The sequence below is a fragment of the Nitrosopumilus adriaticus genome (assembly GCF_000956175.1).
In the GTDB taxonomy this organism is placed as follows: Archaea; Thermoproteota; Nitrososphaeria; order Nitrososphaerales; family Nitrosopumilaceae; genus Nitrosopumilus; species Nitrosopumilus adriaticus.
Map to the genome: position 1 here is coordinate 1,124,333 of NZ_CP011070.1, position 23,557 is coordinate 1,147,889.

Genomic DNA, 23,557 nt, shown 5'->3' on the forward strand with positions numbered 1-23,557 from the left:
AATGAGAGGTTATTCTCCAACAAACTCTCCCCATTGCCTTCCAAGTTTAGAAATGACCCGGAAAGCCAATCGGTCAATATTGACATTAGATTCTGCAACTAACATTATGACCTTGTCATAAACTGGAAAACTCATGATCACAACATGTTCTCTTCGAGATGCAGAATATTTTACATATCCTAATTCTTCATTGAATTTTTTTCTTTTTGCCACCCTAGAAGCAAGTTCTTTTGAAACGGATTGCAGTTGCTCTTCACTAAGCCTTATACTCATTCCTGGCTTTTGACCTCCAGCTAACAATGCACCAGATTCATCTAAAAGTCCAGCATAACGAATTTCATCATCATCTAAAATATCCTGACATTTTTTTTCATATTCAGAAATATCTAATTTTTTTTCAGGCATAATACCGAGTATTCGAGTATTTACCATATTACTTTAAACCGCTTTTAGTCTTTGACATTATTTGTCAAATTATCTAAATCAGAATTTGGCTCTTCTCTTATTTTGCTTGCAATCAGTACAGTGAACACCATAAAAGAAATAGTTCAGAAACATATATCAGAACTAGTTTGTTCAAACTGCACTTACAAAATAAATTCAATTTTTAAAAAAACTTTGAAATCTAACATCCATTTAAAAAAACAAAATTATTTTAAACGACGATAGATTTCTTTGAATTCTAGTGACAGATTGTATGAGATGTTTAGCAGATGTGTTAGTTGGTTCATAGATGTTTTATCATGACCCAATTGTCGTAATATAGTCAGAGCCTTTTGCGGGGAACTAACAGACAAAGGACTTTGGCCAGACCAGGATTTAAAAGCACTTTCAACATCCAATGAAAAATTCAAAACAAATTCTTTCCAATTGGGCATAGATTTGAGGGCCTTTTCATTCAATAATACGTGGGATAATTCACGGAACTCATTTTTTCTATCAACGTATAGCATTTCAAGTGCCGCTTCAATTTTTTTTCTTCAAATTGCGAAGTGTTTAACATGTACATTCCAGAAATACTCATAATCACTTATTGTCATTATAAAAGATAAATCAAGTAGTTGATTCTCTGAAAAGATGTTAAAAAAAAGCAGTAATAATAAACAAATGTAAAGAATTTAAAAATAAAAAAAGAGATCCTATTGGAATGGATCGATAAATGGACAGTTAACTATGTGATCACTATCCATTGGACGTGCAATACCAATGTTGATCAAGCCAGCTTCCTCGTACGCGTTCATATCATCAATGGTTTCCAATAGCTGTGCATTTGCATCATCTTCCCAGCCAATCATAAAGATCCTCCACATCGGAGAATAGTTTGCATCGCCAGGGGCACCCGCTGCAATTCCAGGCTGGAATCCTAATGGGCCAGTACCAGTCAGACCATTTTTGAATTGATACAAGTCTACTGCTGCTGAATTTGCAATCAAGCTTGCAGATGTTGGTGAACTTACAACACCCATCATTCCGGCAGGACCACTAGGAGTAGCATCTGTTACAATGTAATAGATTGTTCTACCGTCAGGACCCCATCCACGATGAGCTATGAAAGTTACTGTCATCTCTTCTGTATCGATATCAAGAACTTGGCCACCACCATAAGGAGTTTCATCGGTCAAAGTTTTGTCTTCTTTAACCATCATCTGACCTTCAGGCCATACAATTTGTGGCATATTCAAAACCACATTAACTGGAGTTAATGTAATTTCTTCGTTATCAGCTGCTTCCATAATCATTGCATCTGAATCAAGTACTCTTGGTGTTACACCATCATTCCATGTTACATGTACATGTGATGTTAAGGCACTGTACACATCTGTTTGTGCAGGAGTGCTTGTGAAAACTTCACCTTGAAAACCATGTACGCCATTACCCTCTATTCCGTTAGTGAACATGTAGGTTTTTGAAAGTGCTTCTTTAGGAGCGTTCTTCAATAGTGGTGCAAGTTCTACTTTCCAACCTTGATTTTTTGTAATGATTTCTGCATGAGTAGGATCACTTGAATCGGTGATGATAAAGTAAACATTTTCACCGTTGTAGTATCCATGGTGCATAGGGATTGTTGCTGGAACGTTAGTTCTAGATAATCTAAGTTCAGAACCCAAGTTAGCTTCAGTTTTCTTTTCCATCATGTTGTCTTTCATCATAGAATGATCTTTTTCCATCATGTTGTCTTTCATCATAGAATGATCTTTTTCCATCACGGGTTTTTCAACTGGAGCTACAGGAGTGGTTTTACTGCCTTGATCAGATTCCCAAGCAGCTTTACCACCGGGATAATTAGAGCATAGGTCTAATCCACAAATACCAGTACTAGAACCATATTGAGAGGTTTTAGTTCCTTTGCTTTTGAGGGCATCGGCATCTGTGAAATAATCAGTTCCCAAACCTGTTGCAAACAAGGGTAAAATTGCAAGCAATGCAATGTATCTTAGACTCTTGTTCATGGTTTGAAAAGAAGATTTTTTCTTTAAAAGAATTTATCCAAATCATACAGGGAGTTCAGAAAATCTATTTCCAACATAATCCCAGTTAACAACATTCCACCATGCATTCACATAATCTGCTCTTTTATTTTGATATTTCAAATAATATGCATGCTCCCAAACATCCAATCCCAACAAAGGTGTTTTTTGAACAACCCAAGGACTATCTTGGTTTTGAGTAGTGATGATTTCAATTTTATTATATGTCTGATTAAAGACCAACCAACACCAACCACTGCCCTGAATTGAAAGGGCTTTTTCTGAAAATATTTTTTTGAAATTATCAAAGCCATCAAAATACACATCTATTGCCCCATCTATTTTTCCGCTAGGTCTTCCTTCACTATCAGGAGTCATTGTTTCCCAAAACAATCTATGGTTTTCAAATCCACCACCAAAAAAATTGATTGAACTTCTTCCAGATTCAGGTATAGACGTAATCTCAGACAGAATTGATGAAATATACTTTGGATGGGATGTACCGCCAATTTCTGCCAGGGATTTGTTTAACCCATCAACATATGCTTGATGATGTTTTTGATGATGAATTTTCATTGTTGCTGTATCAATGAATGGTTCTAGTTCATCATATCCATAGGGCAATCTCGGAAGTTCGTATCTAACCACAGAACAAATTTCGGTCATCCACATATATTCTTCAAGACAAAAATAGGTAATGATGATTAATTCAGATAGGAATAAAATATCATGAGAAGGCTTGGCACAATTGATTTGGAAATTTTAGATTTAGCTATGAGTGTAAATGGAACCTTTAATGAGAACAATCTTGAGAATTCAGAATTAAAGAGATTAGGTGTTGGAAAAATTCTAGATTCATTAGCATCACTCAAAGATAGGAAATTTATTTCGCTAAATAATAATGGCTCCTTTTCTATAACAGACATTGCAAAAGAAATTCTTTGGGGGAATATTCCAACATGGGCAAAAATTTTACGCCTACTTCAAATCAAATCATGTAGTCTAAAACAGATAATTGAGATTCTCAGAATATCTGAAGATGAAATCCTAGAGAATTTGGAAAAATTAAGGAAAAATCAATTTGTGTTAATGTCTCCACAAAGACAAGAAGAAAAAATAGTTAAAATTTATGAAATACTTCCGGAGGGAATTGAAGAGATTGATGAGACAGAACAAAAGGGTTTTGAAAAGACAGAATTTTCAGGTCCAACTCCAGAGTTAGAGATCACTAGATTAATTGATGAAATTCTAGTAATCACACAGAATTCTAAATTAGAGCAATCTGAAAAAAACAGTATTGATGAAAAACTTTCAAAATTAAAAAATAAATTAAATGTGTAATTATTTGGAATTTATTTTATCTTGAATTTGTGCCAAGATTAATTCTGCCTTATCCTTATTTTCATAATTGTCAGTTGACTCATCCATAATTTCATCAATCTCATAACTCTTATCAACCAGAATATTGGCCACATGATCATCAAGTGTCCCCGCACCTATCAAATAATATGCAAAGACAGTATTTTTTTGACCAATTCTATGAAGTCTATCTTCTGCCTGTCTATGGATTGCAGGACTCCAATCAAGCTCGGCAAAAATCACGTATTTTGCTCTAGTCAAATTAATTCCCACATTTCCAGCACGGATACCTGCAATCATAAGTTTGGATTCCCCTTTTTGGAATTTATCAATTTGATCTTGCCTAAAGGAATCAGATTGTCCGCCAATTATTGAAACAGGAGAAAACTCCTCGAGACTCTCATTTAGAAGTTTATGAATTACTTTGTGATGGCAAAACACCACAACACTTTCTTCAATCTCCATGATGTTTTTAACAAAATTAATTACGTGTGGAAGTTTTGCAAGACCTGCAATCTGCCTTTCACTTTGAATTGCTCTATGGTAAGAAGCGGATTTTGAAAATTCATTTTCTGCAACTTTTTGTTCCTCCTCAAGCTTTTTCCAGATTTTATCAAGCTCTTCAAGATAGTAATCAGTATCAGCTGCAATTACTTCTTTGTAACGCACCTTATCTTTTAGCTCTTTTAGTACATCGGATTTCTTTCGCCTTAGCATCACATGTTTTTGTAATTCGTTTCTAAGAGATGCACGTTTATTCTCCAAAACAATTGCTTTTCCTTTTTCATTAACATAACAAAAGTATTCACAGAATTCTTTAAAGCTTCCAAGTAGTCCCGGTTTGATAATATCAATAATAGGCCAGATTTCAGAACCTCGATTGTAAATGGGAGTACCAGACAATCCAATTCTATACAAGATTGATGGAAGTGCTGCAAGTTTTTTTACTGCTTTGTATTTTTGAGTAGTCTTTGACCTCAGATTGTGGACTTCATCACAAACTATTGTACGAAGACCCACCTTCATCAAATCCTCAGATCTCTTTAAGAGTAATTCATAATTAATAATGTAAATATCAGTTTGTGGTAATTCTCGAGATTTCCCAGTTCGTATAATTGTGACACTGGGGGATTCTGAATCTAAAATCCTACCATTTCTGCTCTTTTTCTTTAGGAATTTTTCAATTTCTCTTTCCCAATTGTTTAATGTAACTAGTGGTGCAACAACAAGAATAGGAAAAGTTTGTTTTTCAGTTGAGACATATGACAAGGTTTGAACGGTTTTCCCCAAGCCCATCTCATCAGCTAACAATGCATTACCAGATGATTTCAGTAAGAAATCCAGACCCTCCTTTTGAAAATTCAATAGTTTTCCACGAAATTGTTCTCCTGCTTTTGCTTTCTTGAGTTTGTGTTTTATTGGAGGTAAGGTAGGTTTTGGAGCATAAGTTTTAACAATTTTTCGTTGCCAAATGGTTTTTGATAAAATTTCTAAAGGGTATCTATCCATAATGAGTTTTAGTTGTTTTACGTTTTCCGTGTTATCCGTAATGATTACTTCATTAACATTTTCTCCATACCATGCTTCAGGAACTAGCCTTGAAATCATATTTACGGCACGATCACCTGTGATTTTCCAACACCAGATTTTAGAATATTTGTCAAGAACATACTCTAATGTCCCAATGTTTTCCATGGATGTTTCCATAATTTGTCGATAGAAAGTTTTTTTGCCTTATGAATCTTGATATTTTTCACGATCACCGAAAAAAAGAACCGTGATCTAAAAGAGTTAAAATAAGATGCATGTTTACCATTATGGAAAAACTCGTTCAACTCCCAGGCTCAGAAAATGGATCATCGTAATGAAAAGAAGGATTGTTCGCAAAATCAAATCTTATGAAAAAAACAAATTAGAATTCCAATAATGTTTAAAAGTTTGACAAATGCGATTCCATCAAAAAAACTTGGGCAAATAGAATGGCTTTAATTTTACAGAAAATCACAGAACACCATATTCCTATCAACGGATTATAACATATCTTTAAAATTCATTAAATTTCAGAGTCAATGTGGAGTTTATTCAAAACGAAGAACCAAATGTTGAGAAACCAATCATCATAGCTGCAATGCAAGACATGGGTAATGTAGGAAGCATTGTAGTGAATTTCATCAATGAATCATTAAGAACAAAAACATTCAGAACTGCAAAAACACCATATCCAACATATGTAGTTGATAATGGAGGATACATTGATCTCCCTGATGAAAGTTGGGAATACAAATACACAGATGATTTAATCATATTTGGAGGCGGAAAGGGTCAGCCACAAAGCAATAGTGAATTAAATGCATTGTGTCAAGATGTAATGGATATTGCACAAAAATATTCTGCAAAATTCATTTACACGTTAGGAGGATTCCATACTAACATACCACTAAACAACAATCCAAAAACATACATCACTACAACATCAACAGAGTTAACAAAACAGATGGAAACCCTAGACGTCAACACGACTCCTCAAAAATCCATAATCACAGGATTTAACGGATTGATTTTGGGATTTGCAAAAAAAATAAAATTCACGGAATTGGCATGTATGGGGAACTAAATGAGCCTGAAATTCCACAATACAGAGCAGCGATAAGTATCATTAAAACTATTGAAAAATTGACATATAGGAAATTGGGGGATACTAGCCAATTAGAAATAATGGCTCAAGAGATCGAAAGAAAATTCAAAAATTAAAATCAGTGGGAACTTCCAACTGGATGGGGTTCAGTATTTTCATCATGGCAATCACAACTGCATAGATGTGTTTTATGATTATTCATACAATCAATGCATTCAAAATGCTTCCTTGTCTCACATGCAGCACAAATCATCCTACTGATCATAAAATATAGATGAATTTGAATTTTTTCTATAGCCTAGTATTCTACTTCACTTCGTTTAAGAAGACTTTCAGTCAGCTCAACATACCCCTGTGGATCAACTTCTTTTTGCAAAGCCTTTGTCTATATTTATCAGATAAATAGAATGAAGATGGGCATTTAGAATATCGTCGTATTTATAGGGGGGTTTTTGTAATATCGATCACACAATTCTTGAACTTTTTTACATCTTTTTCATTTCGTGCATTTGGAGGCAGCATGAAGATTTTTGAAATAGGCAAAATTCCAACAGCAGGGGTAGCCAATGAAAATTTTGAGCAGTGTTGGCTGTATCGTGCAATTTTACTAATTATTCTTGCAGCAAAATAATCTATAGTGTCCATAGCATGATCAGGAGGTGTAAATCCTGTCTCAATTTCAATGATGGTATCCCCATCGCCTTTTTTAGCAAAAATGTCACATACCAAAATATCTGAAACGTCTTTTTCAACTTTAACAGAATATCCTCTAGAAATCAAATTACTTGCACAGATTAATTCCAAAATAGAATGATTGATTTTTACCAAATTTTTTTGATACATTTCAGTCAATTGTTTGCAGACATTGTTAAGCCGGCAGACGTCCTTTTCTTTTAGGCCAGTGGATAATTTTTCAGTCATTTGATTAACATCGTTTTGAAATTTTACCAAGTCCATGATTGAAGATATGATAAATCTGCTAGTTTAAGAGTAGCTGGAAATCAAAATTATAGTCCAAAAAAGAGTCAAAATTACTCAAATAAAATTAAAAAATGGCTAATTTTTATTCATACATCGTCTTAACAAGTAAAATCCAAAGAGTGTGACGTGTACAATAACAGGCTCGCAATTATCGGATTATTTTCATTTTTGATGGTGTTCTCAGTTGTATCTACTGCTCAAGCAGAGTTATGGGAATTAGTAATTGAGGTTAATGCGGAAAAAGGGGCAATTTATTCAGGAGATTCAGTTATTATCACAGGCAAGGTTGTAGACCAAGCATACAAGCCAATTAGAGGTGCAGAGGTTTTCATCAAGGCAGGATCTTACACTACAAAAGCATTCACTGATCCATGGGGAGTGTTTAAAGGAGAAATTAAAAACTTTGAGAGGATACCTGGAACTTACATTGTCAACGTCATTGGCTCATGGTATGGCATGACAGGATTATCAACTACAGAATTTCAAGTAAAGGGAGAAGTATCTCAAGTGTCAATGCTACAAGAAAAATTATCCACAGATGAAGCTAGAAAATATCTAAGCTCAAATGAAAGCGACTTTGTCAAAAACCCAATTGGACAGACATTATTCAAATATTATCATAAATTGTTAGACGAATTAATCTCAGAACAAAAGATTGCCCTAAAACCTTCAGAAGATAAAATTTTCATAGAGCAGCAAAGATTGATTGCCGAAAATCTAAGGAATCAAGCAATTGATGAGTTCAAACCAGGTGCAGGTACATACGGGGGAATTCAATACAATGATTACATTGATAGCTTAAATCCAGAAATCAAAGATCTAGTAATTAGCCAACTCAACTTTACAAAGAATAATTTTGAGGAAGCTCAAAAAATCAGAGATGAGATTCTAGCAAATGGGGGAACATATGAAGATGCAAGACAAGCATATCTCGATAGAATATCCATACCAAAAGAAATTCTAGAAGAGTTCAATCAAGAAAAGGTTGAACAAGAATTAGAAGAAGAATCAGAAGAAGAACCAACAGAAGAGAATTCAGAAAACCAATGAACGATTGATAACTTCTACGCGGACCTTATATTCAAAATTACACAATAAAATTTGATGAAAATAGATATCCCATTATCTTGTCCAACATGTGGCGGAAAAATGTATTCGGTTAGTTATGAATCATCATTTACCATTCTCAAGAAAAGAAGTTGGCAAGTATGCAAAGAGTGTAACTTTGAGAGAAATTCCGAAGAGTTCAAAAAAACCATCTGCTGTGCATAACAGCATTTTCCTTTTTCTAAACAATTTTTAATCCACAGTAAATACAAAAGACAGATTGAAAATTTTACACAAGCCTACATGCATTACCTGCAAAAAAGCAATTACAGAGATTCAAAGGATGAAGACAGATATTGAAAAAAGAGACTTTTTCAAAGACCCACTATCAGAGGCAGAATTGAAAAAAATCATCAAAATGTCAGGAAAAACACCCTCAGAATTTCTCAGAAAACGAGACAAAATGTTCAAAGAGTTAGATTTAGGAAATAGCAAAAAAACAGATTCTCAAATTATCAAACTGATGGTAAAATATCCAGGACTGATTATGCGTCCCATAGTGATTTCTGGGAACAAGGCATTTGTGGGAAAGTTTGATTCAAAAAATCTAAAATAATTCAAGATTCTTTTTTGAATATTCTTATCGCTTCTAAATGAGAGCAATTGGCCTTTAGTCCTTTTCCATGATGAAATTTATAGAAATTTTTGAATCCAGGGCATTCGCAGGTATCAGATGTAACAAAGTATGATTTGTCAGGATCTGATGAGGATTTTACCTGAAACAAATCATCATCAATTTTAACAACACCACCGCTTTCAACTAGTTTTTTTGCTTTTTTGATAGTATTTGCACTCATAACATTTCTAAAGTAACGGTCATCTTTTATTCTTTAATTTTTTCATCACGTTTGCCCATTCTAAATCATCCTGAGACATTGCATTCTCATATAGAAGTTCAAATGTCCATGCCAAAATCTCACTCCAAATTGCTTTGAGGGACTCATCATCAGTCCAAATTATACTAGTTTTTACAGCATTCATTGCAAGAATATTGTTTCTGTTCTTTACTGGTTTCTTATCCCATTTTTTTAGCACTCTGTCACAAAATTCTAAAATCTCAGGTTTTGTTAAAACAAGTTTATCAGGATCAAATGTCTTTTTTTTAACCACAAAAAGAATGTAACAAACTAAATTATAATATTTTAAAAACCGTAAATTTCTCATATGTTCATAAAATGCTTATATCAAATGAAGACGTAACTATACAAGACGAGAGACTGCTTTTCTGCCTTGATTAGCGCCTAGAATTCGTTTCTCTCTCGTCAGTGTTTCATCAAATGATTTTCTGAACTCGTCCAATCTGCCCATCACTTAATTCAACTTTAATCCCATGTGGATGAAAATTACTCGAAGTTAGAATCCTCTTTACAGTTCCATTAGTTAGATTTCCTGTTCTCTGATCTTTTTTGAGAATTATCTGAACTGAAGTGCCAACAGATATTTTGTTTCGTGGAGGAATATCTACCAATAAAAAATATCAGAATATGAAGACTCTAAATCTTTGTATTAGAAAATAAAGGAGTTTTGAAAATTACTCAAAACGATTTTTAATTTTGTTTGTGATTTTGGAAACATTCTCTGCAATAAACAGGTCTGTCGTCTTTTGGTTTGAATGGTATTTGACAATCATTTCCACAGTCACCGCATTTTGCGTCAAACATTTCTCGTGGTCTATCATCTCTTCTACCAAATCTAGAACCTCTGTCACCACCATAACCGCCGGATCTACCGCCAAATCTTCCACCAGATCTTGGTGCTGGTTTGTGATTTTGGAAACATTCTCTGCAATAAACAGGTCTGTCGTCTTTTGGTTTGAATGGAACTTGACATTCATTTCCACAGTCACCGCATGTTGCGGTGAACATTTCTCTTTCTCTATCAAAGGACATGTCTTTCTAATTGAGATACATTTCTGCCGTAATTAAACTGTGGGAAAAACATCTAATGTTATAAACTAATTCTCTTCCTTGAAAATAGTGAGTATGAAAAGATACGTGGCCACAAGAATGGCTACGATGTTTGGTGTTTTGATGATCACTTTGTTGATTACAATTTCTCTTGTAGGCTCCAATATGGATACCATACTAAAGCAAGGAATAGTTTTTCAGGTCAGAGCGGAAATTACAGAAAATCCAGCCATTGCAGAGAGTTTTTCATCTGTAGACGAGTTTGAGGCATTTGTTCAAGCCCAAATAGACCAAAGAACAAAGATTCTAGGACTGGATGAGCCATGGTATTCACCTCAACGCATAGGAATAACAATGTACAAGATACTACTGCTGGATTTTGGTCATGCCACATTTCTAACAAGTGATGAGGGTTCATCAAATGTTAAAGACATACTTTTTGAGAAGCTTCCAAGAACAGTTTTACTTTTTACTACTGCAACAATAATTATCTCAATCATCGGAATCTTCCTAGGCGCTCTATCAAGTAGTAAAGTAGGTTCGGTAATCGATAGAATAACGTCCAGTTTTGCAATAATTAGCTCTAGTTTTCCTGTTTGGTGGATTGGTATGCTGATGATATTCTTGTTTGCATTCACATATCAGATATTTCCTGCAAGAGCAACACCAGACATCCCATCTTCAGATCCGGGATACATTGGCTCTTTGCTATATCATATGGCTTTACCGTTAATCACAATTGTAATGATTGGTTTCGGATCTTGGGCTTATTTGGTAAGAAATTTCATGGTAGGAATTATGCAAGAAGATTTCATCATGGCGAAAAAAACAATAGGGATTTCGCAGAAAAAAATCATATACACACATGCCCTAAAAAATGCAGCACCGCCGATCGTTACAATATTGGCACTTAGCTTATCAGGTTCTCTTGGAGGCGCAATAATTACAGAAGCAGTATTTGATTGGCCAGGGATGGGAAGATTGTATTTTGAGGCAATTACAGTTATGGATCTTCCAGTAATCATTGGTGCGACATATTTACTCACAGTATTCTTTTTGATCAGCATATTCATTGCAGATTTGCTTTATGGTTATTTTGATCCCAGAGTGAGAACAGGGCAATGAGCGGCATTACACCTCAGGAAATAAAGCGAGAATTTCTAAAGAGTAAGATGGGGATTGCAGGCATTACAATTCTCACGATATTGATAGTCACATCAATTATTGCAATGATTGTAATTCCAATTGAGACATTTCAGGAATGGAATAACCCAGGGAGTTGGATTCTATATCCAAAAGTAGCAATTCCAATTTGGATAAATCTATTCATGGTTGAGAAAATTCCTGAGCATAAAATTTTAGAAGATCCAAATATTCAAAATATTTTGCAAGATGAGATATCCCTTACATCACATCAGTTTGGCTTAAATTTTGATTATGATTATTTCCCTAACGATTTCATCTATGTATTTTCATCAGAGTATTCAGGATCCCCCCTATTGAAAATGTCAGTGATTAGACCAGATGGAGAAAAACTTGAATTATTATCAACATCACTTCCACATTCTACTTCAAAAACAATTCATAGTGAAAGAATCTTTTCCACAGATTCAGCTATAAAGAAAAACTTGGTTCTGCAATCAGAGAAATTTCAATTCCCCCTTGAACGATTGTCAGCTGAAGATATTGTATTTTCAAAAATTCAATCAAATGAACCCTTAAAGGGAAACTATGTTTTTTCTGTAGATTTGTATGGTGTGAATTCTGAAAACCAGATCCATGAATCAAAACTAATCATCGGAGGGAAAGCTTTTGGAATAATGGGAACTGATGAATTGCGAAGAGATTTAGCTGTAGGACTACTCTGGGGAACTCCACTTGCTCTATTCATCGGGATAGTTGTTTCAATTGCATCTGTAGTGATGGGCTTATTGTACGGAGTCTATGCAGGATTCAAAGGTAAAAAGACGGATGAAACCATGATGAGATTCAACGATGTGATTTATGCACTGCCAGCTCTACCATTCCTAATTATTTTATCAGTCACAATTAGTAATAGCATATTTTTGATGATAGGGTTTTTGATGATATTTGGATGGGTGGGAATTGCAAAGGTTGCAAGGAGCATGTCACTTCAGATTAAGACTAGAGGGTATGTGGATGCAGCAAACATGATGGGTCAAAAGGACTCGAAAATAATTTTAAAACATATTTTGCCACAATTACTTCCATATGCTTTTGCAAGCATTGCAATTTCAGTCCCAGCTGCTATTACCACAGAAGCTGGATTGAGTTTTCTAGGTTTAGGAGATCCTTCATTTCCAACATGGGGTCAAATTTTGCATGATGCCAATACATTTGGTGCTGCTGCAAGAGGATTATGGTGGTGGATTATGCCTCCAGGGGTCATGATTGCAATAACAGGGCTAGCATTTGTATTCATCGGAAATGCGCTAGATGCAATAGTTAATCCAAAGTTGAAAAGATAATAAAATCAGAGTTCAAATTTTCGAATCAATTCAATATTTGCATCATTCAATTTTATCGAATAGCAAGAGGAGTTGTCATCATTGATTGCTGCTAACTTGTTGGCAAATACTTTTTTGCTGTGACCTCCTTCAGATGCTTTGTCTGACTCGTCAAAGCAAATGGGCATTTTTTTCATGTTGATATCATTTTTTAAAAGAAACGCAATGAATTTTTGGTAATTATCAGTGTTAACCCAATCTATGTTTTTTTCTTTACTTGTACCAATCCATATTTCAATAGAGTTTTGGTATAGAACTTTTTTTCTTAATTCCTCTAGTGCCATATTCCTATAACCATCAAAAATCAGCGCGTTGCATCTTGGAACCACATCTTGGACAAGTTCCACCTTTGTGTTTGTTGTTGCAAACAAGACACACATACTTTACGCCACTAGAACCGCCTTGGGAACCCATTCCGAAGAATCCGCCTCCGCCAGTTCCAGAATCACTACCACCATAGCCGCGCATACGACTCATGTATCGTTTTCTTAGAAATAATGGAAATACGATAAATATTCCAAGTGCTGCTGCCAAACCAAATGGAAATGGCAGAATCATTTGTAATCCAATACTAATAGCTAAGGATGCACCTAGGAAAAGCAAATAAGTTTTGTAATTAAACATATGAATAAAAGTACCTTGAAAAAGGTTATAAAGTTTTGTCAGTTATTTTCAGTTTACTCCACAGGATTTTTTCATTTTGAGATAATTGACAAGGGCACACTATTCCCACTACTATCCCACGCGAAAATTGAATCATCATCATAAGGAGATTTCACAATTAGTGAAATCAAGCCAAAAAAATTATGCAAATCAGTTACTGACGGCTCCGCAGAACCACTAGGATGTGAATGTACAATTCCAATATAGCTCATATCAAAAGGCAAAAAGGAATGTGGGAATCCTGCAAAGGTAGGACCAGTTTCGCTAAAGGGTGGAATCACCAATCCATTAATAGTTATTTCACCATTTTTTGATTTTCCCTTTAGTATTAGGATGCCTTCATTTGGATGCTTCATTTGGCAAAAAGAAAGAATGCTATCAAGTACATCTTTTTGTATCAAAACCTGACGTTCAAATTTTTTCTTTTTAAAAAGCACAAAAATTCACCAGTTTCAAACTAATTTAATTTAAGATGAATTAATGACATATCTCGTGTTTGAAAATTGCTTGAGTTTTTCTTCAATTTGGCGAATTAGTTGAGGTATCTTGGTATCAATTTCTCGGATATCATTTTCAGCCATATCCAATCTATGTGAGGCATCTTCCTTTGATGAGATATTTTTTTCCAGATCATGCTCAAAAGAAACTAGGTCTTTGGGTTTTAGAGACTTTAAATCATTTTGCATGGATTCAAATTTTTCATAATATTCTTCAACCTGTTTTAAAAATCCATCAAGGGCGTCTTCTGTTTCAGTAATTTGAGACAGAGTCTTGCCAACATCTTTGACAGATATGGATTCAGAAGATACTGCTTTTCTAACGTTTTCTAAAATCACAATAACAGCATCCTTATTTTTTCGAATAAGAGCTTTAAACGGATCAGCATTTAATTGAGACAAAATACTTTGTTGCTCTTTATCTAATGACGAAGCATATTCATATCTACTCAAAGGACGAGAGATTTTTGTAAATTGAGTATCAATTTCATTTTTAATTTTTAATCTCTGCTTACTAAAATCATCTATAGTTTTTTTTAATTCAAGATATTTTTTGTAATTTTCAGAAGACTTGATTTCTTTGATAGAATCTTCAATGGATGAGATTTTTGATTCAAGTGAATTTGTGTTTTCTTTGGTTTCCTGAATCTTTTTTTCATTTTTGATTCGAGTCTCTTTTAGTGTTTTAATTTGCTCAAGAAGGGAATTAATTTGATCAGCAGCAGATTGCGTTTTTTCAAAATTATTTAGAATCTGATGAATTTCAGAATGATTCATGTTCATTACCTCCAGGTTATTTTTTAATTGAGCTGCATATTTTTTTGCAAAAATATGGATAACTCGGGTTTGTCGTCCTAAAACATCGCCTACTTTTTTTAAAATTTGATTGAGAGTAGTGTCTAATTTGTGAGCATCATCAATTGACGATATCTCAGGAATTGTAGTAACCCCTTTTTTTATAATGTCAATTACTTGCTTTTTACCTCTTACAACAATTATTGCAAGATGCTTATCAATATCATCTACGTTAAGATTATCCTTTTCTAGGACCTTTCCAATGTTTGTCAACTCATCAATTAATGGAGAAGTGTTATTTCTCAAAATCTTAATTTCAGAAACAGATTGTGATTTTCTTAATTGAGTCAGATCACTTACGATTTGTGGTACATCAGAAAGACTGATGTCTTTATCCTTTGGAGTATCTTCTACTGGCACTTGAGCCTGTTTTTTTTTACCCCATCCAAAGACCATTTGATAATATTGTACTCGGGGGATTAAAAATTGTTGTACAACTAAAATTTAAAATCATACAAATTTGAGAGAATTACATGGCAAAAACTGTTAAAAAATCATATAATTCAGGTTCAGTTAAAAAAACTATCACAATTAGAGCTTCAAAGGATAAGGTTTGGAGAAAAATTAGCAATATTGTTGGATTACCCACGTGGGTAGTTGACGTAAAAAAGACAGTTTTTCTTTCCAAAAAGAAGAAAGGGATAGGCGCTGTTAGACTAATTACATTTGCAGATGGAAACAAGATCGAAGAGCATGTTGTAGCTTGGAAGGACAAGGAATCTTTCACATATGTTGCAACTGAAGGGTTACCACTACGAGCATATGTTGCAACAATTTCCATCAAAGCGAAAACTAGCAAAAGTGTAGAATTGACATGGCAATCCTATCTAAACAGTAAAAAAATGTCTCAAAATCAATTCCTTCAATTCCTAGCATTTATGGGATCATTTTATGATGCATCATTAGAAAATCTAAAAACATTGCTTGAAAAATAGTACTAGGTAATTGTCAGGTCAAACTGTAAATACAATAAATCTGAAAATAACATTATGAGTGATATGAGATTTATCCTAATTGGCATAGGACTTACTTTTGCAGGATTTTTGGTTTTAGGGATTTTTGGTGAAAATTATCAGGCTGCAACATTGGAATCAGATGAATTTGGCACATGCTATGAATATTTTGAGGACAAGCCACCTGCCGAAATTAATTGTTCATTTAAGATTCTTGATCAGACAGTATTCTTTTCTGTTGTGATTGCCCTCATTGGTGCAGGTGTTATTTCACTAGTTAAAGGTGCAAAGGGAGACTGGGACAATAAAGTAAATCCGGAAGACATGGTGGGTCCAGGAACTCAAAATGAAGATTCCCCAAAAGATGACAAATAAAATCAGTTATTCTTTTTAGATTTTAGTTTTTGATAGTATTCGGGGTTATCTTCTTCCATTCTTTGAAAATAAACTTCTTCGTATGGCATTTTTCTCTCAGAATAATATATCCAAATTTGCATTTAACCTTAAGGAATGATTTCTACTTGAGCAGTCATGAGATATTTTTTCAAAATTTGTTTAAAAACAGAATTATGTCATTTCGATGATATTTTTCATCGAGAGCACCATATCTCCAATTTCAGCCATTCTTTGATCAAATTGAGAGTCAGATAATTCAGTAGGTTTGTTTAGAGTAATTACGACATCAGAAAAATCACCATTAGAAACAACGCGCATTGGAACATCCCATTTAGATTCCTCATCGACATATTGGTGGTCCAAAATTCCTAATGACTTGTTTTCATTAAATTTGAGTTTAGATTTTCCGTGAGGGCCAGTAAATGACCACCACCCATCTTCGGTAATTTTAGCATCAGGCATCATTTTTGGCGGAACTTGTAAAATTGCATCAAATGCATCGCCTGTCTTCTTTTTTACAGTAATAGTAATAGTTCTAGATCTAGTCATAGCAAAAATATCACTTTGTCGTTAAAAAGGATATAGTAGAAATTATAGTAATCTTATCTCAGTGTCTATTTGTTTAGAAACTCACGGATTTTTTTTAAATTTGAGACATTTGACTCGTGAAACATTACCATAGATTCTGCCAAAGAATCAGGAAGAACATGCTTTAGATTATCAACTAATTCATCCCCACTTGTAATCATATTATCAATGAGTTTTTCAATCTCATTTTTTTCATCAGTCATATGAACTCCATATAGACATAATCTTAATTAAATTTTCAAGCAATAGATGTAATCACTAGTTATCTTTTTTAATTAAAGTTGCAGTAGAGCGGACATTTTTCATCTTTTGGATATTCCATGAAACAATCTCACGTACTTTTTCAAAATTCTCAGCTTGTAATTTTACCATCATGTCATGAGTTCCAATTGTTTCAAAGACATCGACAACTTGCTCTATCTGTTTTAGTTCTTCAATAATTTGTTCTTCAGAACCCAATTCGCAATTTAGCATAACATAAGCATCAGTCATGAATCTAACAGTTAGTTATGATTATTTAAAGATAATAATTTTAGGCAGTCCTACCACACAACATGAACCAGATCTTTGAGATTTCTTCTGGGTTTGGGGAACTTTGTTTGCTCAGGATATCCAATACACAAAACAGATGATGGAGTATGTTCTGTTCCAATAATATCCATTACTTTTTTCTCATCAAACATCCCAATCCAAATTGAACTTAATCCTAATGCTTGAGCGGCAAGCTGAGAATAGCCTGCAGCCAATGTGGCATCCTGAATTGCAAATTTAGCTAAAATATCATCAGGAAAGTCAAATTTTACTCTTGAAGGATTTTTGCAAAAAACCAAAACTACAGGGGCATTAACATAGGGTTGTTTGTTACATGCCTCAACTAGAAGTTTTTTCTTTTCAGGACTTTTTACGTAGAATATTTCAAATCCCTGAAAGTTACCAGCAGTAGGTGCAGTATCAGCTGCTGCAATAACTTTGTCAATCTTTGTAGTTTCCACGGGTTTGTCTGAGAATTTTCTCGTCGAACGCCTCTTTGCCATTACAGCAAACAAATCAGTATCTACAACTTCGGTAGGTGCAGATTGCAAAATAAAATCAAGTAATTGGTTTCTCACATTTGGATTATCAGAAACGGGAATATCTGAAGGCTCATATCCTAAAGGGAAAATTTTCTCTTCTTTTTTTTCTGAATCCACATTTAGATTACAAAAAATATCTTATTAAAGAATTAGAATAGGGAAAAGATTTGATTTGTAGATCTCATTCAGGATCAAAACTATCACAGCCAGAAGTACAAGGCTTATTCATTACTCCCTCACAGGCACCCAAATCATTATGCATGATTCTGTGATGTCCACATACTTTGCATTTTTCTCTGAAATGAGAGATTAATTCTGCTGTCGAAATTCCTGATTCATGAATTTTTGTTTCAGTCTCACTAGTCATGATTGCTTGTTTATTCAAGTGACTTTAAACATTTTGAAGAGTGAGATTAGAAAAAAATAATTGGAAAGAATCTCAGGATATAGGAGCAGTTGCTCTAATCACCCACAACATCTTTTCATGTTGTTCAATCAACTCTGAAAAAATCGCTTGTTCCCATATCATGAAAACTCTGATCAGACTTTGCAAGATCTGCTCGCAGATCTCGAATTATGGATTCATTGTCTTCAGCCAGATTTGAAAACATTGTTTCATCATAAGGATGACAGGTTTATACGACATATTGAATTTCAGTTAATTATTGAGGCAAAAAATAATTTTTGTATTGATTCCAGTACTAGTTGTAATTACAGTTTTTTCATTTAATTTTCAAGACAGCTTTGCAGAGACAAGAATGGAATGCAGAAGTATGGTGATGAATGATAAATCACTGACTCCGGTTGAGAGACATTATGCGCTAAAAACGTGTGACCCGCAAAAAACTGAATCGTCTTTTCAAAAATACTATACAGAAGAATTACATAATGAGTGCACAAGAACGTTAAAAGAAAAAACTCATCTTAATCCAATTACAAGATTAAATGATCTTAAGGAATGCAGCAAACTACAAAAACATGATTCTTCATCAACAGCACAAAAACTTACAAAATTTTCTAGGACTACAATTGAATTCTGTGATGAGAAATATGAGATATATCTCTTAGTGGGGGCCAAAAAAATGTGGAATCAAGCTGGAGGAAAAACAGTAAATTGTCTAAAATTGTATGAAGCTCCTATGTGGAATTCTACTGCCAGTGACAGGAAAATACAATTACAGAGTTTCCTTTTAGAACAAGAAAAACAAAGTGTTGATGAAGCTGAAGATTTAAGACAGAAGGGAATTGAAGAGGCACAATTACGCAAACCCGTTTTATTACATCTAAAACCCTTGTTTGAGGAACAAAAAGAGGAAATTCAACTTATGGAACAACAATTACAAGAAAAAAACATGATTCTAGATTATTCAAAGCAGAGTTTTTTTAATGAAAAATATGAAGATTGTTCTAAAATTATTTATGATAAAACAATGTTGACAGGTGAAAAAGTGTATGCGTTAGATAAATGTCTCAATGCTGAATCTTCCACCATTACATTTGATGATGAAGTAATTTTAGAACATAGTAAAAATCTGGTTCGATTGTGTGAGCAATCCTATGAGATTTTTCTTAATTTAAGCATAGAAAACTACTATGCTTCTATGAATAATCCACTAGCAAATGAATGTGTGGAACTATACAAAAATCCCATATGGGAATATAATAAGAGTAACAGAATTCAAGTAATTGAAGAATTTGTTTATGACAAAACTCTAAAGGATAATTATGATTATCTAGATAGAATAAATTCTGTTACAGATGCAAATCTAAGTTCAGGGATGCTTCTTGCATTATCTGATTTATACCAATATCAGAAACAAAAAATTGAGATATTAGAAGATTTTCTAATGCAAGATAATTAAAAAATACATCAAATGCCAGGTATGTAGTACAAAAAGGTCGACTCCCTGTTAAGTATCCGAAGAGATTTGTTCTAAGATGATACGCCCCATCCACGATTAACCAGTTTTTCAAAACTTGATTCTTTTACACAGCTAAGTGAGTTAGTTGTCTTTTTTATTATCTCCATATACCCCTGTTTGCAGGATTCCTCGCTAATTGAAATAGTCGTTATAGGTTTTGTTTTGGATTCTTCATCATCACGAATATCACACTTATCTCCTTTTTTGATAACTTCAGTACCACAAATCTTGTAAGGACTAGACCAGTGCCAAGATCCAAATGCAGGAGACAAGGGTATCAACAAAATGAGGATAATTGCAGAAATTACTAAAATCTTCATGATTTTATTTCATAATATTTTCTATATTAAAATTCAAGATGATTTTGCTAGTGCCAAAAGTATTTGTTTCAAAATATTATTTTATGATGTAAAGCGCGCCGGGAAAGGGATTCGAACCCCTGCACGCTTTCACGTAGCCGTTTTCGAGACGGCCGCCTTACCACTTGGCTATCCCGGCATCTAGTCTGAGATTTTCTCCATAATAAAGCAAATTAGAAAATAGTTTACTAGATTTTATCAATATCAAATAGTTCATCATTGAATTTCTTTATGATCTGCTCTTTAGTTTTGTTCCACTCTTCTTCAGATACAGTATCTGAAAAAATTGATGAAAAATTATCAAACGAATTAGATCCTAAAGAGGAAAGAATTTCAGTTCTTTCATTATCAGATAGAGGAAAATAGGAAACAATCTTCATAATTTTTCCATCAGGATTTGTCTTTAAATCAAAAATTTTCTCCTTTAATACAGGAGAAATATTCAATTCAGTCCCCATGATTTGCAAAGAATTTTAGACTATTAATACTGATTTTACAAAAAAATCAAATAAAAAATTTGGAAAGATAAACACAAAAAAGAACAGAATTCCAGTAAAATACGATGGGATTAAATCTAAAAGATTTAGTAGTCAGAGAAAAGACAACCCTAGAAGCGTTTTCAACCAAGGTTATTGCTATTGACGCATACAATGCAATTTACCAATTTCTAGCAAGCATTAGAGGGCCTGATGGCTTGCAATTATCAGATTCTGAGGGAAGAATAACCAGTCATTTGAGCGGATTACTTTACAGAAATGTTAATTTTCTGTCATTAGGGATAAAACCAGTCTATGTATTTGATGGGAAGCCGCCATCACTAAAAACAGCAGAAATTGAGCGCAGAAAGCAGATCAAAAAAGATGCCACAGTAAAATACGAAAAAGCAGTTGCTGCTGGAAATATGGAGGATGCAAGAAAATATGCTCAGCAGACAACTAGTATGAAAGATGGAATGGTAAAAGAATCAAAACAAATTCTCACATACTTTGGCATTCCCTATATCGATGCACCATCAGAAGGAGAAGCAACTGCAGCGCATCTTACAAACACAGGACAAGCTTTTGCATCAGCAAGTCAAGACTTTGACTCTATTTTATGTGGAGCAAAAAGACTAGTTAGGAATTTTACAAACAGTGGGAGAAGAAAAATACCAAACAGAAACACATACATCGACATTGTTCCTGAAATTATCGAAACAGGAAAAACTCTCAAAGAATTGGAATTAACAAGGGAAGAACTAATCGATGTAGGAATTTTGATTGGTACAGATTTTAATCCAAATGGTTTTGAGAGAATTGGCCCAAAAACTGCACTAAAAATGATCAAGCAGTATTCAAGATTAGAAGACATACCTCAAATTCAAGAGCAGTTGCAAGAAATTGATTTTGAGCAGATAAGAAAAATTTTCCTAAATCCCGAAGTTGCAGAGGTAGACGAGATTGTTTTTAATGATGTAGATTATGAGGGAATGACAAATTATTTGGTAAAAGAAAGAAGTTTTTCAGAAGATAGAATTCAATCAACACTTAACAGACTAAAAAAAGCATTAGAGAAGAAAAGTCAGAACCTAGATCAGTGGTTTTAACTTATGATGATGGGTTTTTTGGAAGTGTAATTGTAAATGTTGTGGGATTATTTTTCACATTGATTGAACCACCATGCATTTCAATAATTTGTTTGCAAGATGCAAGTCCCAATCCCGTGCCTTCCTTTTTTGTGGTAAAGAGAGGGCTGAAAATCTTTTCCATGTTTTCGTCAGGGATTCCAGGTCCCGAATCTTCTATAGAGATGGTGACATCCGAATTTGAATCAGTAACAGTCAAAGAAACAGTTCCTTTTGTGCCTACGGATTGCACTGCATTATGAATAATATTTGTTAAAATCACCCTCATTTTTGTAGCATCACATCTTACTTTGCAATTTTTAGACGATACATTCAGTTCAATCTCTTCAGGAAATGATACTTCATTCACAGAGTCATCTACAAGTGTTTTCAAGCTGCATAGTTTCAAATCAAGTTTTGGATCTCGAACAAAATCCAAAACATCATTTATTTGATCAGTGATATGTAAAATTGCATTTTCCATTCTAACTTGATGTAGACATTAATTCGTCTTCATGTTTTTTGTGTCGAATTTTCATAAGATCAACTTGACTTTTCAATACTGTAAGAGGATTTCGAATGTCATGTGCCATTTTTGAAGACATTTCTCCAATGATTTCTAAATTCTTTGTTTCAAAGTCGTTTGACTTTTTTTCAATGTATGTAGTTAATTCTTGTTGTCTTTTGAACAAAGAATCTCTTGATTTTTTTACGGATTCTGATTTTGATATTAATTTTTTGTGAATTGCATCATACATCTTTATTTCTTTATCAATATCTTTTTTTAGCTCCCGTAACTTTTTGTTAAATTTTTCAGGATGAGCAAATTCTGATAGAGAGTCAGGAAAGATATCAGAGAGTCTTTTATCAATTTCTTTAAGTGATCTTAAATTGTTTTTTGATGATTCTGTTTTTTGTACAGTTTCTTGTGGAGAGGGCTTATTTTTTGTAAAGAATACTGTTCTTGTAGGGGCATTCATCGGATCAATATCAGAATTATTTGAATTTTCACGATGAAGGTATTTTCTCATACTTGCAAAATCAAAAATTAGATAATGATTTCTTATGTGTCTGAATTGAACAGATTAGTTTAGATGATTTTTAGTTTAATTACTAGTCTTATCTAATCAAAAAAATGTCTCAGACAGCAGCTAGAAAAACGCTCAAAGATGCCCCAGTAATGTGGAGAAGGATTAACTCCATTGGGATTATTTTGGATTGCAATTCCACATATGCGTCAAATTTAGGGTATGCAAAATCCGAGATTCTAGGCAAGCCTATCTTTGAGCACATATCCAAAGATTCCTGGACGGCCATGAATGAGTCACTAAAGGCATGGTTTGAGACAGGCAAGGTCACAGATAGAAAAATCACATTCAAAAGACAAGACGGAAGCACATTTCAAGGATTACTTCAGGCTACAAGCATTTATGATGAAAACAAGAATCTGCTAGGAAGTAACACGGTAATATTTGATCTTACAAAAATGAATGACGATAAAATAAAAGAATATGGAGAATTTTTCAAAGAAGCAAAAAACAAGCTTGATGAAATTAAGGAAAGAGAATACGATAATCTAGATGAAAACTCAAAATCAGAGTATGACGGATTAAAGAAAATGTTTGACATGCTTTTGCAAGTTAATCTTTCGGAATTAAAATAA

General features: G+C 33.8%; 32 protein-coding genes, 1 tRNA gene and 3 pseudogenes. 12 read left to right on the plus strand and 24 right to left on the minus strand.

Annotation, left to right across the window (positions count from 1 at the left end; all coding sequences use genetic code 11):
- Positions 1 to 9: 9 nt before the first annotated feature.
- The 4 genes and pseudogenes from NADRNF5_RS06670 to NADRNF5_RS06685 all read right to left on the minus strand — a co-directional run bounded on the left by NADRNF5_RS06670 (position 10) and on the right by NADRNF5_RS06685 (position 3,116).
- Positions 10 to 405 carry a DUF6659 family protein gene (locus tag NADRNF5_RS06670; RefSeq protein ID WP_048119276.1) on the minus strand — a complete coding sequence of 132 codons (396 nt, stop codon included), beginning with the start codon at positions 403 to 405 and terminating at the stop codon, positions 10 to 12.
- 245 nt (positions 406 to 650) lie between these two features.
- Positions 651 to 1,024, minus strand: a pseudogene (locus NADRNF5_RS11605) (hypothetical protein).
- A gap of 115 nt (positions 1,025 to 1,139) precedes the next feature.
- Entirely contained in the window at positions 1,140 to 2,450 is a 1,311-nt protein-coding gene (locus tag NADRNF5_RS06680; protein WP_048116403.1) for a DUF7482 domain-containing protein, read from the minus strand.
- A gap of 42 nt (positions 2,451 to 2,492) precedes the next feature.
- Entirely contained in the window at positions 2,493 to 3,116 is a 624-nt protein-coding gene (locus NADRNF5_RS06685; RefSeq protein ID WP_048119279.1) for a superoxide dismutase, read from the minus strand.
- Positions 3,117 to 3,197: 81 nt separating this feature from the next.
- Here NADRNF5_RS06685 and NADRNF5_RS06690 point away from each other — a divergent pair, with 81 nt between their 5' ends.
- Positions 3,198 to 3,809, plus strand: coding sequence for a hypothetical protein (locus tag NADRNF5_RS06690; protein ID WP_048116404.1), 612 nt, complete (start codon positions 3,198 to 3,200; stop codon positions 3,807 to 3,809).
- Here the strand turns inward: NADRNF5_RS06690 and NADRNF5_RS06695 are convergent, their stop codons facing one another.
- Entirely contained in the window at positions 3,810 to 5,534 is a 1,725-nt protein-coding gene (locus NADRNF5_RS06695) for a DEAD/DEAH box helicase (protein WP_048116406.1), read from the minus strand.
- Between the two features lie 364 nt (positions 5,535 to 5,898).
- Between NADRNF5_RS06695 and NADRNF5_RS06700 the strand changes: the two are divergent.
- Positions 5,899 to 6,578, plus strand: a pseudogene (locus tag NADRNF5_RS06700) (PAC2 family protein).
- Positions 6,579 to 6,760: 182 nt separating this feature from the next.
- On the opposite strand, the pseudogene NADRNF5_RS06705 reads toward NADRNF5_RS06700, so the two are convergent.
- Positions 6,761 to 7,419: pseudogene (locus NADRNF5_RS06705) on the minus strand (hypothetical protein).
- 195 nt (positions 7,420 to 7,614) lie between these two features.
- On the opposite strand from NADRNF5_RS06705, the gene NADRNF5_RS06710 reads away from it, so the two are divergent.
- From NADRNF5_RS06710 to NADRNF5_RS06720, 3 genes are read left to right on the plus strand one after another with little or no spacing between them, the layout of a single operon-like run.
- Positions 7,615 to 8,493: a hypothetical protein gene (locus NADRNF5_RS06710; protein ID WP_048119281.1), complete on the plus strand. Its 879-nt coding sequence runs from the start codon at positions 7,615 to 7,617 to the stop codon at positions 8,491 to 8,493.
- Between the two features lie 54 nt (positions 8,494 to 8,547).
- Positions 8,548 to 8,715 carry a hypothetical protein gene (locus tag NADRNF5_RS06715; RefSeq protein ID WP_192828302.1) on the plus strand — a complete coding sequence of 56 codons (168 nt, stop codon included), beginning with the start codon at positions 8,548 to 8,550 and terminating at the stop codon, positions 8,713 to 8,715.
- Between the two features lie 55 nt (positions 8,716 to 8,770).
- Complete coding sequence (locus NADRNF5_RS06720; protein WP_048116408.1) at positions 8,771 to 9,106, plus strand: arsenate reductase family protein; 336 nt, start codon at positions 8,771 to 8,773, stop codon at positions 9,104 to 9,106.
- Between the two features lies 1 nt (position 9,107).
- On the opposite strand, the gene NADRNF5_RS06725 is transcribed toward NADRNF5_RS06720, so the two are convergent.
- The 4 genes from NADRNF5_RS06725 to NADRNF5_RS06740 all read right to left on the minus strand — a co-directional run bounded on the left by NADRNF5_RS06725 (position 9,108) and on the right by NADRNF5_RS06740 (position 10,439).
- Positions 9,108 to 9,347 (minus strand): hypothetical protein, encoded by a 240-nt coding sequence (locus NADRNF5_RS06725; protein ID WP_048116410.1) that lies wholly within the window; start codon positions 9,345 to 9,347, stop codon positions 9,108 to 9,110.
- Positions 9,348 to 9,366: 19 nt separating this feature from the next.
- Entirely contained in the window at positions 9,367 to 9,660 is a 294-nt protein-coding gene (locus NADRNF5_RS06730; protein WP_048119284.1) for a hypothetical protein, read from the minus strand.
- A gap of 163 nt (positions 9,661 to 9,823) precedes the next feature.
- The gene (locus tag NADRNF5_RS06735) at positions 9,824 to 10,018 is read right to left on the minus strand and encodes a YwbE family protein (protein ID WP_048116412.1); all 195 of its coding nucleotides are present in this window, start codon (positions 10,016 to 10,018) and stop codon (positions 9,824 to 9,826) included.
- A 79-nt stretch (positions 10,019 to 10,097) separates the two neighbouring features.
- Positions 10,098 to 10,439, minus strand: a complete 342-nt coding sequence (locus NADRNF5_RS06740; protein ID WP_048116414.1) for a CxxC-x17-CxxC domain-containing protein — start codon at positions 10,437 to 10,439, stop codon at positions 10,098 to 10,100.
- A gap of 93 nt (positions 10,440 to 10,532) precedes the next feature.
- Here NADRNF5_RS06740 and NADRNF5_RS06745 point away from each other — a divergent pair, with 93 nt between their 5' ends.
- Positions 10,533 to 11,582 carry an ABC transporter permease gene (locus NADRNF5_RS06745; RefSeq protein WP_048116416.1) on the plus strand — a complete coding sequence of 350 codons (1,050 nt, stop codon included), beginning with the start codon at positions 10,533 to 10,535 and terminating at the stop codon, positions 11,580 to 11,582.
- Positions 11,579 to 12,946: an ABC transporter permease gene (locus tag NADRNF5_RS06750; protein WP_048116418.1), complete on the plus strand. Its 1,368-nt coding sequence runs from the start codon at positions 11,579 to 11,581 to the stop codon at positions 12,944 to 12,946. The genes NADRNF5_RS06745 and NADRNF5_RS06750 overlap by 4 nt, the downstream gene beginning before the upstream one ends.
- A 5-nt stretch (positions 12,947 to 12,951) precedes the next feature.
- Here NADRNF5_RS06750 and NADRNF5_RS06755 read toward each other — a convergent pair whose 3' ends face one another.
- From NADRNF5_RS06755 to NADRNF5_RS06770, 4 genes are all read right to left on the minus strand, one after another.
- On the minus strand, positions 12,952 to 13,269 hold the full coding sequence (locus NADRNF5_RS06755; protein WP_048116420.1) for a hypothetical protein: 318 nt from the start codon (positions 13,267 to 13,269) through the stop codon (positions 12,952 to 12,954).
- Positions 13,270 to 13,282: 13 nt separating this feature from the next.
- A complete protein-coding gene (locus tag NADRNF5_RS06760) occupies positions 13,283 to 13,609 on the minus strand; it encodes a hypothetical protein (RefSeq protein WP_048116422.1) in 327 nt (108 codons plus the stop codon).
- Between the two features lie 71 nt (positions 13,610 to 13,680).
- On the minus strand, positions 13,681 to 14,085 hold the full coding sequence (locus NADRNF5_RS06765) for a Mov34/MPN/PAD-1 family protein (RefSeq protein ID WP_048116424.1): 405 nt from the start codon (positions 14,083 to 14,085) through the stop codon (positions 13,681 to 13,683).
- A gap of 30 nt (positions 14,086 to 14,115) precedes the next feature.
- Entirely contained in the window at positions 14,116 to 15,396 is a 1,281-nt protein-coding gene (locus NADRNF5_RS06770; protein ID WP_048116426.1) for a coiled-coil domain-containing protein, read from the minus strand.
- 77 nt (positions 15,397 to 15,473) lie between these two features.
- Here NADRNF5_RS06770 and NADRNF5_RS06775 point away from each other — a divergent pair, with 77 nt between their 5' ends.
- On the plus strand, positions 15,474 to 15,935 hold the full coding sequence (locus tag NADRNF5_RS06775) for an SRPBCC family protein (RefSeq protein ID WP_048116428.1): 462 nt from the start codon (positions 15,474 to 15,476) through the stop codon (positions 15,933 to 15,935).
- 63 nt (positions 15,936 to 15,998) lie between these two features.
- Positions 15,999 to 16,328: a hypothetical protein gene (locus NADRNF5_RS06780; protein ID WP_048119287.1), complete on the plus strand. Its 330-nt coding sequence runs from the start codon at positions 15,999 to 16,001 to the stop codon at positions 16,326 to 16,328.
- 192 nt (positions 16,329 to 16,520) lie between these two features.
- Here the strand turns inward: NADRNF5_RS06780 and NADRNF5_RS06785 are convergent, their stop codons facing one another.
- The 5 genes from NADRNF5_RS06785 to NADRNF5_RS06800 all read right to left on the minus strand — a co-directional run bounded on the left by NADRNF5_RS06785 (position 16,521) and on the right by NADRNF5_RS06800 (position 18,377).
- The gene (locus NADRNF5_RS06785; RefSeq protein WP_048116432.1) at positions 16,521 to 16,898 is read right to left on the minus strand and encodes a hypothetical protein; all 378 of its coding nucleotides are present in this window, start codon (positions 16,896 to 16,898) and stop codon (positions 16,521 to 16,523) included.
- Positions 16,899 to 16,963: 65 nt separating this feature from the next.
- Positions 16,964 to 17,140, minus strand: coding sequence for a hypothetical protein (locus NADRNF5_RS11385; RefSeq protein WP_192828303.1), 177 nt, complete (start codon positions 17,138 to 17,140; stop codon positions 16,964 to 16,966).
- A 55-nt stretch (positions 17,141 to 17,195) separates the two neighbouring features.
- On the minus strand, positions 17,196 to 17,429 hold the full coding sequence (locus NADRNF5_RS06790) for an Lrp/AsnC ligand binding domain-containing protein (protein WP_048116434.1): 234 nt from the start codon (positions 17,427 to 17,429) through the stop codon (positions 17,196 to 17,198).
- A gap of 50 nt (positions 17,430 to 17,479) precedes the next feature.
- Positions 17,480 to 18,127, minus strand: a complete 648-nt coding sequence (locus tag NADRNF5_RS06795) for a nitroreductase family protein (protein WP_048116437.1) — start codon at positions 18,125 to 18,127, stop codon at positions 17,480 to 17,482.
- A gap of 64 nt (positions 18,128 to 18,191) precedes the next feature.
- Positions 18,192 to 18,377 carry a hypothetical protein gene (locus NADRNF5_RS06800; RefSeq protein ID WP_048119290.1) on the minus strand — a complete coding sequence of 62 codons (186 nt, stop codon included), beginning with the start codon at positions 18,375 to 18,377 and terminating at the stop codon, positions 18,192 to 18,194.
- Positions 18,378 to 18,675: 298 nt separating this feature from the next.
- Between NADRNF5_RS06800 and NADRNF5_RS06805 the strand changes: the two genes are divergently transcribed.
- The gene (locus NADRNF5_RS06805; protein WP_048116439.1) at positions 18,676 to 19,872 is read left to right on the plus strand and encodes a hypothetical protein; all 1,197 of its coding nucleotides are present in this window, start codon (positions 18,676 to 18,678) and stop codon (positions 19,870 to 19,872) included.
- Between the two features lie 71 nt (positions 19,873 to 19,943).
- On the opposite strand, the gene NADRNF5_RS06810 is transcribed toward NADRNF5_RS06805, so the two are convergent.
- The 3 genes from NADRNF5_RS06810 to NADRNF5_RS06820 form a co-directional block, all read right to left on the minus strand.
- Positions 19,944 to 20,252, minus strand: coding sequence for a hypothetical protein (locus tag NADRNF5_RS06810; RefSeq protein ID WP_048116441.1), 309 nt, complete (start codon positions 20,250 to 20,252; stop codon positions 19,944 to 19,946).
- Between the two features lie 96 nt (positions 20,253 to 20,348).
- A tRNA-Ser gene (locus tag NADRNF5_RS06815) sits at positions 20,349 to 20,430 on the minus strand.
- A 49-nt stretch (positions 20,431 to 20,479) separates the two neighbouring features.
- The gene (locus NADRNF5_RS06820) at positions 20,480 to 20,749 is read right to left on the minus strand and encodes a hypothetical protein (RefSeq protein WP_048116443.1); all 270 of its coding nucleotides are present in this window, start codon (positions 20,747 to 20,749) and stop codon (positions 20,480 to 20,482) included.
- Between the two features lie 104 nt (positions 20,750 to 20,853).
- Between NADRNF5_RS06820 and fen the strand changes: the two genes are divergently transcribed.
- Complete coding sequence (gene fen, locus NADRNF5_RS06825) at positions 20,854 to 21,876, plus strand: flap endonuclease-1 (RefSeq protein WP_048116445.1); 1,023 nt, start codon at positions 20,854 to 20,856, stop codon at positions 21,874 to 21,876.
- A gap of 1 nt (position 21,877) precedes the next feature.
- On the opposite strand, the gene NADRNF5_RS06830 is transcribed toward fen, so the two are convergent.
- Positions 21,878 to 22,378 carry a sensor histidine kinase gene (locus NADRNF5_RS06830; RefSeq protein WP_052661898.1) on the minus strand — a complete coding sequence of 167 codons (501 nt, stop codon included), beginning with the start codon at positions 22,376 to 22,378 and terminating at the stop codon, positions 21,878 to 21,880.
- A gap of 1 nt (position 22,379) precedes the next feature.
- Positions 22,380 to 22,925 carry a hypothetical protein gene (locus NADRNF5_RS10715; RefSeq protein ID WP_052661899.1) on the minus strand — a complete coding sequence of 182 codons (546 nt, stop codon included), beginning with the start codon at positions 22,923 to 22,925 and terminating at the stop codon, positions 22,380 to 22,382.
- A 104-nt stretch (positions 22,926 to 23,029) separates the two neighbouring features.
- Between NADRNF5_RS10715 and NADRNF5_RS06835 the strand changes: the two genes are divergently transcribed.
- Positions 23,030 to 23,557 carry a PAS domain-containing protein gene (locus tag NADRNF5_RS06835; RefSeq protein ID WP_048116447.1) on the plus strand — a complete coding sequence of 176 codons (528 nt, stop codon included), beginning with the start codon at positions 23,030 to 23,032 and terminating at the stop codon, positions 23,555 to 23,557.